Origin of the sequence: Geoanaerobacter pelophilus (genome assembly GCF_018476885.1) — a bacterium.
GTDB classification, from domain to species: Bacteria; Desulfobacterota; Desulfuromonadia; order Geobacterales; family DSM-12255; genus Geoanaerobacter; species Geoanaerobacter pelophilus.
This window is the reverse complement of record NZ_JAHCVJ010000001.1, coordinates 285590-297559: the sequence shown is the minus strand read 5'-3', so window position 1 is coordinate 297559 and position 11970 is coordinate 285590. Positions and strand designations below refer to the sequence as shown.

Below are 11970 nucleotides of genomic sequence, written 5' to 3'. Positions count from 1 at the left end.
AATGAAACCGACCCGTTTTATCGATTCCGTCAACTGTGCCATTGAGGGGATCATCCACACCGCACGGACCCAGAAACATATGCGCAGGCATTTTCTTGCCGCGCTTTTTCTGTTTCCGCTGATGCTGCTGCTCAGAGTTACTGAGACGGAATTCATTCTCATCTCCATTTCCGTCTGTTTCGTACTCTTTGCCGAGCTGATGAATACTGCGGTTGAGGCAGTGGTAGATCTAGTTACTACTGAGTATCATCCGCAAGCGAAGATTGCCAAGGACGTGGCGGCCGGTGCCGTGCTCGTAGCTTCAATCGGCGCTGCAGTGATGGGCTATCTGGTCCTGTCAAAATATATTTTTCCCATTTACAAGGAGGCACTCGGCGTGGTAGGAAACCCTTCCGAGATGGGGACTCTGGTCTCTCTACTAACAGTGGTGATCGTGGTGGTAATCCTTAAGGCGATATCTGGTACCGGTACTCCCCTTGAGGGTGGCCTCCCCAGCGGACATGCTGCGGTTGCCTTTTCCGTTGCAACAGTGGTATCGCTTTCCACTCAGAATCCGCTGATTTCCGTATTGACCATCGCACTTGCCGTCATGGTTTCGCACTCCCGATTACTGCTTCATATCCATTCGATGCGCGAGGTTCTGCTTGGCGCTGTTACCGGTATTGCCATAACTTTATTAATCATGTTCCTGTTTCGTTATTATCAATAAATATGCAATCTTGATCTGTTGACAGGAGATTTTTTTGGACGACGCAGACAGTAGAAAAAAATCAGGGCTCTGGGAAAACCTGAACCGATTTTTGTCCGGCAGGAAAAAGGTAACTGAAGAAGAGATCCAGGAACTTATGGATGCCGGAGAAGAGGAAGGGATCATCAACGAGGAAGAAAACGCCATGATCCGTTCCATCTTCGCCCTTGGCGATACCGTGGTGAGAGAGGTGATGGTGCCGCGGACAGACATGGCCTGCATCCCGATCGATGCCCCGGTGCGGGAGGCGCTGGATACGATCATTGCGTGTGGCCATTCGCGCATCCCGGTGTATGAAGGAACCATGGACAATATCGTCGGGCTGCTCTATGCCAAGGACCTGCTCAAGCTTTGGGGCAAAGATGAGGGCGACATTCATCTCCGATCGATAATGCGCCCCTCCATGTTTATCCCGGAATCGAAAAACCTGGAGGAGATGCTTCAGGAATTTCGCAAGAAGCGGATTCATCTGGCCATTGTCGTCGACGAGTATGGCGGGACCTCAGGACTCTTGACCATCGAAGATCTGCTGGAGCAGATTGTCGGGGACATCCAGGACGAGTACGACACCGAGGAGGAGCGGCTGATTGTCGACGAAGACGGCTCAGTGCTGGTAGATGCCCGTCTGCCGATCGAGGAGCTTGAAGAGCATTTTGGGATCAAAATTGAGAGGGACAAGTTCGATACCGTCGGCGGCCTGGCATTCCATCTTACCGGGCGGATCCCGGAAAGCGGCGAGGTGGTGATCCTGGATAATCTGAGTATCACTGTTCTGGAGGCCGATGAGCGCCGGGTGATCAAGCTTAAGGTCGAGCGCCTTCCGGAGATAACCGGCGAGGATTGAACCGTTCATGCTATTTACTTTAAAGAGGTCCAACCGGGAGATCCCCATGGTCTCCTGCCTGCTTGCGGTTCTTTCCGGACTGCTCCTGGCGCTTTCGTTCCCCAAGCCGGGTCTGTCGTTGCTTGCCTGGATTGCGCTGGTACCACTGCTCAGGTCGGTGGACAAAGCGACTGCTACCCAGGCATTCAAGCTGGGGCTAATTGCCGGAATAATCGCTTATGCAGGGATAATGTACTGGCTGGTCATTGTTATGAACAGCTATGGCAAGTTGCCGCTGGTCGTCAGTGTCCCGTTGATGCTGATCATGGCGGCGTATCTTGCCTGTTACCTCGCCGGGAGCATGGCCCTGGTAAGGGCGGGAGAGCTGATCGGCATTGGGGCAGGTTTTTCCTTGCCGCTGGTCTGGGTCGGCATGGAGTATGTGCGGTCGTTTGCCTTGACCGGATTCCCCTGGGCTAGTCTGGGCTACTCGCAATACAAGATCCTGCCGCTGATCCAGATTGCCGATGTGGTGGGGGTTTATGGTGTCAGCTTCCTGATAGTGCTGGTCAATGTGGCCCTGTTCCGGGCGCTGATGTTTTTTGGGGGCGGAGAGCAGCTTAAGCAAAGGGTGTGGACCATTGTCACTGCAGTTGTGTTGATGATCGCCACTGTTGCCTACGGCTTCATCCGGTTGACAGCCCCTGAGACTGGTGTTCCTTTGAAAGTGGCACTAATCCAGGGAAATATCTCCCAGGATGTTAAATGGGACCCCTCTTTTCAGGAAGAGACCGTCAGGATCTATGAACGGTTGACCAATTCGGTGGCCTCGTTCGAGCCCGATCTTGTTGTCTGGCCGGAAAGCGCTACCCCTTTTTTCTTTCAGAGCGAGCCTGCCTACGCCGATCGGGTGAAAAGGCTGGCGGCAGGGTTGCATAGCGCGTTGATTTTCGGCAGCCCCGCATTCAAGAAGGAAGGGGAGCGTACCAAATACCTCAACAGCGCTTTTCTGATTAACAGCAAAGGCGAGGTTAGCGGTCGGAGTGATAAAATTCACCTGGTGCCGTTTGGCGAGTATGTGCCGTTGAAACAGGTCCTCCCCTTCGTCAACAAGCTGGTGGAGGGGATTGGCGACTTTGCGCCGGGAGCATCTGCAGAACCGCTTGATATCGGCAAGACCAAGGTTGGGGTGCTGGTCTGCTTTGAGGGGATTTTCCCCGAACTTTCAAGGGCATATGTCAACGCCGGCGCCCGGCTGCTGGTCAACATATCCAACGATGCCTGGTACAAACGGTCGTCGGCACCGTACCAGCACTTGTCAATGACCGTGTTTCGTGCGGTGGAGAACCGGGTGCCGCTGATAAGGGCCACCAATACCGGCATTACGGCGATTATTGACAGCAAGGGGCATTTTAACGGGATGACTCAGATTTTTCGTGAGGATGCCCTGACCGGCGAGGTAAGGGCTGGCAGCGGCGTTACTTTATACAACCGCTACGGCGAACTGTTTGCCGGGGTGTGCCTCGGCTTGACGGTGTTGATTGCTTTGTATTCGATCTTCAGGAATAGCAAAATCAAGGAATAGGAGTAACAGATGTTCAGAGAGGAAGTCGCACGTATAGAAGCAGTTGCCGACCGGATCGCCAAACTTCGGGGGTCTCTTTGACGTAGATACCAAACGCGAGACCATTCAGGAAATGGAGGCGCGGATTGCCTCGCCCGGTTTTTGGGACGACCAGGAGACTGCCCAGCAGGTGCTGAAAGAGCGGACCTCTCTGGAAAAGATCGTGGAGGCGTGGGACCGTTGCAACCGCCTTGCCGAGGATGTCAGGGTGATGATAGAGCTCGGTCAGGAGGCAGAGGACGCTGACGTTCTTGCTGAAGTGGCCGAGATGAACAACCGGCTGGAGCAGGAGGTTACGCAGGCCGAGTTTCAGCGGATGCTTTCCGGGCCACATGACCGGAGCAACTGTTTTATCTCCATCAATGCCGGGGCCGGAGGGACGGAATCGCAGGATTGGGCCGAAATGTTGCTGCGGATGTATCTCCGTTACTGCGAGCGCAAAGGGTGGAAGACTGACATCACCGATTATCAGGCCGGCGACGAAGCGGGCGTCAAAGGGGTTACCTTTGCCGTTACCGGAGAGAATGCCTACGGATACCTGAAAGCGGAAATCGGCATTCACCGGCTGGTGCGGATATCTCCCTTTGACAGCAATGCCCGCAGGCACACCTCGTTTGCTTCGGTATTCGCGTTTCCGGAGATTGCCGACGATATCGATGTCAAGGTCGTTGAGTCAGATCTCCGGGTCGATACCTATCGCTCCAGCGGTGCTGGTGGGCAGCATGTCAACACCACTGATTCGGCGGTAAGGATAACCCATATCCCTAGTGGTATTGTGGTTGCCTGCCAGACCGAGCGCAGCCAGCATATGAACAAGGCAACCGCCTTGCGGGTTCTCCGGGCAAAACTCTACGAGAAGGAAGTGCAGGAGCGTGAGGCCCAGGCCTCTGAGATCTCGGGCGAGAAGAAGGAGATTGGCTGGGGCAGCCAGATTCGTTCTTATGTGCTGCACCCGTACAAGATGGTAAAGGATCTCCGCACTGGAGTGGAGACCGGCAACCCGGACGCAGTGCTTGACGGCGATCTGGAAGATTTTATCGTGGCATTTCTTATGGGTGTGCGACGCAATGTCACTGATTCGGATTGATAGATACCGTATATGAACTATTTTCAGTTACAAGCGATTGCAACGGCACTGGTCCTGATGCTTGCGACACCCGGTTGTGCAACGTCAAGCAAGGGGGGGCTGTCCAAGCAACAGGGGATAACACGTATCGGTTATGCCATACAGGTTGGCGCTTTCCGCGAGGTTAAGAATGCGGAACGGCTTGCCGCAAGGTTGCAGGAAAAAGGGGTCGAGGCTTTTTACTTTCGGAAAGAGGACGGGGTCTATGCTGTTCGCTTCGGCGATTTCCGTACTCGCGATAGCGCTCGGCAGGCTGCTGTCAAGCTGCAGAAGGAAAAGCTCCTCACCTCTTATTTCATTGCATCCCCTCTGGAACCGGTGCTGAAGAAGGGGTATCCGGCAGAGGTCAAAAAACCGGTTGAGCAGGGTGCTGTGAAAAAGCAGACCGCTGCCGGCAGCGACATGGGAGGCATTGCGGCCCGCACTGCCGAGCGGTTTGTCGGAATTCCCTATCGTTGGGGGGGAGACACGGTTGTTGACGGCATGGATTGCAGCGGCTTTGTCCGGGCGGTGTACAATCTTTGCGGGGTCAATATCCCGAGGACGTCGCGAGAGCAGTACCGGGTTGGGGAGAGTGTCGCGATTGACGGGCTGAAAGACGGCGACCTGGTTTTCTTCGGTGATTCGGAAGAGCGGATCAACCATGTCGGCATTTATGTGGGCGATCGCAAATTCGTCCATGCGCCGCGGCGCGGTGATGAAATCAAGGTATCGGCACTTGATGAGGCGTATTTCGCAAAACGGTTCATTGGTGGTAAAAGATACTTTTGACGTTTAGTGTTTGGGACGTATCAAGCTTGGATTTAAAGAGAGGAATGGTATGGCAATTATCAAGCCGTTCAAAGCAGTGCGGCCGGTCAAGGAGCTGGCGAGCCGGGTTGCATCGCCCCCGTATGATGTCATGGATGCTGCGGAGGCTAGAGAGATGGCAGCAGGCGAGCCGGACAGTTTTCTGCATATTTCTCGTCCGGAGATTGATCTTGATGTTGCGATAGATCATTACAGCGATCCCGTGTATCTGCGTGGCAGGCAGAACCTTGCTGATTTCATGAGCCGCGGCGTGTTGTTCCAGGATAAAGCCGATTGCTACTATGTCTATCGTCAGCAGATGGGGGACATCATCCAGACCGGCCTGGTGACCTGTGCTTCGGTAGATGACTATGAGAGTGGTGTTATCAAGAAACATGAGCTTACCAGGGCCGACAAGGAAGATGATCGGGTCCGCCACATCGACTATATGGATGCCAACGATGAACCGGTTTTTTTCACCTACCGTTTCGACCAGGCCATAGCAGCACTGATCAAAGATGCTTCAAATGCTGATCCTGAGTATGACTTTACCGCTTCGGATGGGGTACGGCACACCTTCTGGATCATCAATGATCAGGCCGCTATCGACAGGCTTACCGGCCTGTTTGCCGCAATCCCGAATCTGTATGTGGCCGACGGGCACCATCGCAGCGCTGCTGCCGGCAGGGTGCGCGAGCTTCGGGCGGCGGCTAATCCCTCTCATAATGGCACTGAAGAGTACAACTACTTCCTGGCCGTTATCTTTCCTGACAACGAGCTGAACATCATGCCGTACAACCGCGCAGTCAAAGACCTTAACCATCTCACGGTGGCAGAGTTCATCTCCAGGGTTGCGGAGAAGTTCGATGTGACCCCGGTTTCGACGGCTGTGTCGCCGCAGGAACGGCACCAGTTCGGGATGTATCTGGCTGGTAAATGGTATGCCCTGACCGCCGGTAATGATTCTTTTGATGAGACTGATCCGGTCAACCATCTTGACGTGTCCATACTGCAGAATAACCTGCTCAATCCGGTGCTGGGTATTCGCAACCCCAGGACCGACCAGCGAATTCACTTTGTAGGTGGCATCAGGGGGGTAGAGGAACTGGTGCGCCTTGTTGACAGCGGCGAATACGAAGTTGCTTTTTCTCTGCATCCAACTTCGATCGGAGAGCTGATTTCGCTGGCGGATGCCGATAAGATCATGCCGCCCAAGTCCACCTGGTTTGAACCGAAACTGAGGTCAGGGCTCTTTCTCCATCTGTTAAAGTAACTTTGCTATCAGACGATTTATAATGAAAATTGAATTGAAAAGGAGACGTAACCATGAGGGGTGTTGAAAAGATTATTGCCGTGTTGCTGCTTTTCGTTGCTATTGCCATACCTGCATGTGCCCAGAAGGAGGCTCAGGCAGCTTCGGCAATTCCCGAACTAAAGGCCAAGACAACCACTACCGCAACCGGCCTTGCCTATCAGGATGCCAAAGTCGGCACCGGCGCATCGCCGGTCAAAGGGAAGTTGGTAAAGGTTCATTACACCGGCTGGTTGGTAAACGGCACCAAGTTCGACAGCTCGGTAGACCGGAGAGAGCCTTTTGAGTTTGCCATTGGCGCTGGCCAGGTCATCCCGGGTTGGGACGAAGGGGTAATGTCGATGAAGGTCGGTGGCAAGCGTCGCCTGACGATCCCGGCTCAGCTCGGATATGGGGCCCGTGGCGCGGGTGGGGTGATCCCTCCCAATGCGACCCTGATCTTCGACGTGGAACTGTTGGATGTTCAGAAATAGCTTTAGCGCAAAGGGCCTGCTGGCCTTACTGCTGCTGGCTTGCACAGCGATTCCTGATGCTGTTGCCGGCGGAAAGAGTATAACCTGGTATCTGGACGGGGCTAAGGTCGAACAGGTACTTGCCCTGGGAAATTCATATCGGGAACTACTGCTCCCTGCTACCATGTTGACTGGGTCGTTTCGTGCCAAGCCGCTTGGTGAGGCTCGCTTGGCCAGGGTTGAACTGGAGCCGGTAAAGCCGGGCAAGGGTGAAGAAAAAGAGTTGGCGTATCTTGACAAGCGCCGTGAAGAGTTGCAGGATCGCCTCAAGGCGCTAAGAGTCAAGGAAGAGATCTTCAAGGCCACTGCCAAGTCCCAGGGGAGCAAGGCGCCGAAACGTACCAGGACCAATCCGGAGCCGTTGGCCGCCATTCGCCAGGGGACTGACTTTGCGATTTCCCGGCTTGAAGAGGTTTATAGCGCGATGCGCAAGGCTGAGCGCGAATTGCGTGACCTTGATCGAAAACAGTCGGCCTTGCGGAAAAATGAAAAAGTTTCAGGAACTGTGGCCAAGCTGTGGCTTGCTGGAAAAAGAGGTACGGTTCAGCTCTCCTATATCATATCAGGTGAGGGTTGGACCCCGTGTTACGATATTCGGGTAGCCAACGGCAGCGCGGAGCTCACCCTGATGGCCAGGCTTCCTGATCTGCCGAAGGCCGATTCATTACTGGTGATTCCGGCGGAACTAGCGGCTTCCGGGAATATGGCGCCAATCCCGATTGTAGCGGGCAAGGCGGCAAAGGTGGCTGTTTTCCGACTGCCAGTGATTGCCGAAAAGCAGTTGCCGGCGCTACAGAAAACGGTTGAGATTACTTTAAGGAACGATTCCGGAAGGTATCTGCCATCAGGAGATGCCACCGGATTCTGGCATGAGGAGTTTCTGGGACGGACCGGCTTTGCCGGGCTCAAGCCTGCCGAATCAACGGTTTTGACCTTTGGGTCGCCTGTGGCAACGGGGCTTGAAACAAGAAAAGCTCAATGAATTCAAGGAAAGAGGTTAACTGTATGTATCGCTGGAAATCACGTTTGCTACTTGCCGTCGGAGTCGCCCTGTTAAGCGCTTGTGGCAGCGGCAACAGCTCAAACAGTTCAATGACTGCGACATCGGACCCACTGTCGTTCTATCAGCACAGTGCAGTTTTCGTCAACAACACGACCCTCTATGCTTGGGGGGCCAACGAATCCGGACAGATCGGCAACGGCACCACCTCAAACAGTTCCGTCCCGGTTCTGGTGACGCGGTTTGCCAATTACAGCGCCGGGAACGGCGTTGCCATAGGGTCCAACCATACGCTGGCATTTCAGAAATACAGCACTGTCAGGGCCTGGGGGTTCAACCGCTACGGCCAGCTCGGCAACGGGTTGACCGCTGATAACCAGACCCCGAACAGTTCGGTGCCGGTCACTGTGAGGAAATGGGGGAGCAGGGCCTCCCTTTCCGGAGTTACCGCAGTGGCAGCTGGGGGCTACTTCAGCCTTGCCCTGGACCGAAACGGCACGGTCTGGTCATGGGGTAAAAACGACCATGGCCAGCTGGGGCGGCTGTCCAACCAAAATACCTTTGGCAATTACAGCAGCCAGATGGCTGATAAAGTTGTTGTTGCCGCGGTTTCCAGCCCGTTGACCGGGGTCACTGCGATTGCGGCCGGCGGGGCCCATGCTCTGGCGCTCAAGAATGACGGTACTGTCTGGGGCTGGGGCTACAACGAATGGGGCCAGGTGGGAGATGGTTCTCCCCATGACAAGCCGAATCATTTCTTCCCGGTTCTGGTGCCTTTTAACGACACTCCGCCACGCACCGTCACTATTGCCAAGATCGCCGCTGGCAGTAGCCATAGCCTGGCACTTGACTCGGACGGCTTTATCTGGGCCTGGGGATACAACTACTTCGGTCAGTTGGGTAACGGTCTGCATGGGGAAAATGTTTATTCTGAAACCCCGGTCAAGATTTCAATACCGGCGCCAGGCTTGACCTCTGCAGCGCTCATTGCTGCCGGGGCGAGCCACTCGCTGGCCTACGACCCGGTCACCGACATCCTTTACGCCTGGGGTTATAATGTGTTTGGCCAGCTGGGCGATGGCACTACGATTAATAGGTACACCCCGGTGGCGATCAGCGGATTTACTTTGAAAGTTCTAAATGGGACTCTGCCGGCCTCTATTTCGGCATCTTGGGATCATAGCCATGCCAGAAAGACTGATGGTTCCTGGTGGAGTTGGGGAGAGAACTCCGTAGGCCAGCTGGGGATCGGCAACCAGACGAACCAATTTTCTCCAGTTAGGGTGCGGGGGATGTAAGGCCTGGTTAAGAACTGATAATACGGGGGAGCGTACTGCTCCCCTTTTTTTGTGTTTGCTGTTAAGGAATTACCACGGATGTCTGTAAATGAGGATCTCTGTTGTGTCTGGAGGCGTGTCGGCCGTCAAGCCCCGAGCGTGAAATAGAAGGTTGCGCCTTTTCCCGGTTCGCCGGTGGCCCAGATTGTGCCGCCATGACGATCGATGATCCGTTTGACTGTTGCCAGACCAATGCCGGTGCCATCGAACTCGTCAGCGCTGTGGAGCCTGCCGAACGGCCTGAAAAGCGAATCAGCCATTGCCATGTCAAAACCGGCACCGTTGTCGCAAACAAAGAAGACGGTTTTTCCATTCTCAACGGTCCGGTCAAAGGTAATCATGCCATCCGGCTTGTTGGCCGTGAACTTCCAGGCATTGTTGAGAAGATTTTCAAGGACCAGCCTCAGCAGCATCCCATCGCCGTAAGCATGCAGGTGCTCACCGATCTCGACATTAACGGTACGCTCAGAATGGCGGCCCTGGATCTCGGCAACAACGAGACGGGCGGTCAGGCTAAGGTCCACCGCTTCGCAACTGATATCGCCTTCTGTAACTCTGGCGAGCTTCATCAGGGCGCCGATGATGGCAGACATCTCTTCCGAACTATCGACAATCCGCTGCAGGGTCTCTTTGGTCTCCGGGTCAAGGGCGTCGGCGGATGTCATGAGCAGCAGCTGGCTGTAGCCGCTGATCGACGAAAGAGGCGATCTGAGGTCGTGGCATACTGATGAACTGAACAGCCGGAGGTCCTCGTTGGCCGTGGCAAGCTGGGCGGTTCTCTCCTCGACGCGTTGTTCCAGTCTGGCATTAAGTTCACGCAGATCGGCATGGGTTTTCTGTAGGCTGTCGGTCATGCTGTTGAATGACGATGCAAGTCTCCCCAGTTCTGTGGTTGCCGGCAGGGCAATCCTATGGTCGAGATTGCCGGCAGCGATGGAGGACGTCTCACTTTCGAGGATTGAGAAGGTTTTCAGGATTCCCTTCAAAGATGTCAGCAGGGCCATGATGACCAGCATGGCGCCAATGGTGACGACCCCTATCCCCTGCCAGCCGACGGTGCTGCTGAGATCCTGGATTTCCCGGTTACTGTCGTTAAGTGACTGTTTCAGATTCGGCGTCAAGCCCTCTTTCATCGCCTGGTCTATGACGCTGTCAGCGAGTTTGGCAGCCCTTACCACATCGCCGGCCTGACGAGTGGACATGGCCTGTTGGCAGAGAATGGTAAATTTAATGTACTGGCTTTCCAGTGTGGTTGCCTGGGAAAGCAGTTTGCTGCTGTTGGGGAGCCCGAGTTCGACCAGTTTGCGGGCCGAACGTCTGAAATCGTTCAGGGCAGTCTTGGTTTCATTGCCGGCCCAGCCAAATGGCCGGAGCGAATTTACCGGGGAAACCAGATCATCCATAACTTCCTTGAGTTGTTTGCTGATGCCGGTATTGATTCTGGTTAAGGCAAGGGCTGAGTCTACGGTCGATTGCACTCGCTCCAGGGTCCGGAGGGCCTTTTCGTTCGACCATGGGAGCCTCCCCAGGGCCATGACCAGCAGATGGAAGTCGGTCACAACTTTATTGTTGCCATCCTCCAATGCATTGTCTATTCCGTTGAGCAGGGCATTTTCCAGGACAAGATACGAGGTCTCGGCAAGGATGGCTTTAGCGCGTTCCACTTCCTTTTGCTCACATAGTTCTAATACCGTTACGGCAAGCCCCCGCCATTCACGGTAATTTTCTCTGATCTGCTGCAGTTGCTTCAGCTCGTCACTGTCGGTGACGGAGCCCCCATTTTGTTTGGCACTGATGGCTGCTTCCCATTTGGTGAACTGCTCTTCTGTTGTGACAGCAACTTTATCGAATTCATTGTGTGATGTGGTTGAGTGCGATATGAGGCAATCAACTACCTCTTTCATCTGCCTGGTTATGCTCGCCCTGGAAGAAGCCACTGCCTCCAGGTAATCCACGGACGGCACCATCCTCCCCAGCTGATTGCTGATCCTTATCGAACTCCAGCCGAGATAGCCTACGGTGGCCAGCATGACCGAAACGACCAGTAAGAGCGCTATCAGAAGATTTGTTTTAATGCTCATGGCCGGGGAAGATAGCTCCAGTGGCATGAAATTGCCAGAAAAATGTGAAAAATTGTTGGTTCATTAAAAAAACTCTCAAGTTTTCATTAGTGATGCCGATGTTCTCATTAATGTAATTGTCATTTGATTTTTTTTAGTTGTTTTCATGTAGGGAGGGGGGATTCATGAATTTGTGGCCTGTACTTCTTGTGGAAGACCAACCTGATGATCAGTTCCTGACATTACGTACCTTGAAAAAACTCAAAATTAACAATGTTGATGTCGCTAATGAGGGAGAGGAAGCTCTCCGGTATCTACGGGATAGGGTCGTGCCCGGTACCACGCAATCGTCATTACTCCCTGAATTGATAATTCTCGATCTGAGGATGCCGAAGGTTGACGGTTTTCAATTTCTTGAGCTTGTGAATGCTGATGACCGGATAAAAGAGATACCGGTAATCGTACTCTCCTCATCGCCTCAAGAGAGTGACAAGGCCAGATGCCGTGAACTGGGGGTTAAGGCGTACCTGAAGAAGCCCCTTGAGATTGACGCTTTTGATCGGGCCTTGAAAAAGGTTCAGCTTGCCTGATTGCCGCTTTTCTACATCTTAACTCCCCGCCACTATACTTCCTTTGCTG

Annotated in this window: 11 protein-coding genes; 10 read left to right on the top strand and 1 reads right to left on the bottom strand. The window is 54.0% G+C overall.

Annotated features, from left to right (window positions below):
- Position 1: 1 nt before the first annotated feature.
- The 9 genes from KI809_RS01350 (at position 2) to KI809_RS01310 (ending at position 9232) form a co-directional block, all read left to right on the top strand.
- On the top strand, positions 2-709 hold the full coding sequence (locus KI809_RS01350; RefSeq protein WP_214169718.1) for a diacylglycerol kinase: 708 nt from the start codon (positions 2-4) through the stop codon (positions 707-709).
- 34 nt (positions 710-743) lie between these two features.
- Positions 744-1592, top strand: coding sequence for a hemolysin family protein (locus tag KI809_RS01345; protein WP_214169717.1), 849 nt, complete (start codon positions 744-746; stop codon positions 1590-1592).
- A 7-nt stretch (positions 1593-1599) separates the two neighbouring features.
- Entirely contained in the window at positions 1600-3156 is a 1557-nt protein-coding gene (lnt, locus tag KI809_RS01340) for an apolipoprotein N-acyltransferase (RefSeq protein ID WP_214169716.1), read from the top strand.
- A gap of 9 nt (positions 3157-3165) precedes the next feature.
- Positions 3166-4282, top strand: a protein-coding gene (prfB, locus tag KI809_RS01335; RefSeq protein ID WP_214169715.1) for a peptide chain release factor 2 whose coding sequence is annotated in 2 segments (ribosomal slippage) — positions 3166-3234 and positions 3236-4282 — 1116 coding nt in all. Because the reading frame shifts where the segments join, the coding sequence is not laid out codon by codon here.
- Between the two features lie 12 nt (positions 4283-4294).
- Positions 4295-5092, top strand: a complete 798-nt coding sequence (locus KI809_RS01330; protein ID WP_214169714.1) for an NlpC/P60 family protein — start codon at positions 4295-4297, stop codon at positions 5090-5092.
- 49 nt (positions 5093-5141) lie between these two features.
- Positions 5142-6383 carry a DUF1015 domain-containing protein gene (locus KI809_RS01325; RefSeq protein ID WP_214169713.1) on the top strand — a complete coding sequence of 414 codons (1242 nt, stop codon included), beginning with the start codon at positions 5142-5144 and terminating at the stop codon, positions 6381-6383.
- A gap of 53 nt (positions 6384-6436) precedes the next feature.
- On the top strand, positions 6437-6895 hold the full coding sequence (locus KI809_RS01320; protein ID WP_214169712.1) for an FKBP-type peptidyl-prolyl cis-trans isomerase: 459 nt from the start codon (positions 6437-6439) through the stop codon (positions 6893-6895).
- A complete protein-coding gene (locus tag KI809_RS01315; RefSeq protein WP_214169711.1) occupies positions 6882-7916 on the top strand; it encodes a hypothetical protein in 1035 nt (344 codons plus the stop codon). The genes KI809_RS01320 and KI809_RS01315 overlap by 14 nt, the downstream gene beginning before the upstream one ends.
- Before the next feature lie 23 nt (positions 7917-7939).
- Positions 7940-9232 (top strand): RCC1 domain-containing protein, encoded by a 1293-nt coding sequence (locus KI809_RS01310; protein ID WP_214169710.1) that lies wholly within the window; start codon positions 7940-7942, stop codon positions 9230-9232.
- Between the two features lie 125 nt (positions 9233-9357).
- On the opposite strand, the gene KI809_RS01305 is transcribed toward KI809_RS01310, so the two are convergent.
- A complete protein-coding gene (locus KI809_RS01305) occupies positions 9358-11352 on the bottom strand; it encodes an ATP-binding protein (protein WP_214169709.1) in 1995 nt (664 codons plus the stop codon).
- A 164-nt stretch (positions 11353-11516) separates the two neighbouring features.
- On the opposite strand from KI809_RS01305, the gene KI809_RS01300 reads away from it, so the two are divergent.
- Positions 11517-11921, top strand: a complete 405-nt coding sequence (locus KI809_RS01300; RefSeq protein ID WP_214169708.1) for a response regulator — start codon at positions 11517-11519, stop codon at positions 11919-11921.
- The last annotated feature ends 49 nt before the right edge of the window (positions 11922-11970 follow it).

What these genes read in the sequence shown, in the direction of transcription:
- KI809_RS01300 (WP_214169708.1), top strand. Translation starts at nt 11,517, where the DNA reads ATGAATTTGTGGCCTGTACTTCTTGTGGAAGACCAACCTGATGATCAG.
- KI809_RS01305 (WP_214169709.1), bottom strand. Translation starts at nt 11,352, where the DNA reads ATGAGCATTAAAACAAATCTTCTGATAGCGCTCTTACTGGTCGTTTCG.
- lnt (WP_214169716.1), top strand. Translation starts at nt 1,600, where the DNA reads ATGCTATTTACTTTAAAGAGGTCCAACCGGGAGATCCCCATGGTCTCC.
- KI809_RS01315 (WP_214169711.1), top strand. Translation starts at nt 6,882, where the DNA reads ATGTTCAGAAATAGCTTTAGCGCAAAGGGCCTGCTGGCCTTACTGCTG.
- KI809_RS01310 (WP_214169710.1), top strand. Translation starts at nt 7,940, where the DNA reads ATGTATCGCTGGAAATCACGTTTGCTACTTGCCGTCGGAGTCGCCCTG.
- KI809_RS01330 (WP_214169714.1), top strand. Translation starts at nt 4,295, where the DNA reads ATGAACTATTTTCAGTTACAAGCGATTGCAACGGCACTGGTCCTGATG.
- KI809_RS01350 (WP_214169718.1), top strand. Translation starts at nt 2, where the DNA reads ATGAAACCGACCCGTTTTATCGATTCCGTCAACTGTGCCATTGAGGGG.
- KI809_RS01320 (WP_214169712.1), top strand. Translation starts at nt 6,437, where the DNA reads ATGAGGGGTGTTGAAAAGATTATTGCCGTGTTGCTGCTTTTCGTTGCT.
- KI809_RS01325 (WP_214169713.1), top strand. Translation starts at nt 5,142, where the DNA reads ATGGCAATTATCAAGCCGTTCAAAGCAGTGCGGCCGGTCAAGGAGCTG.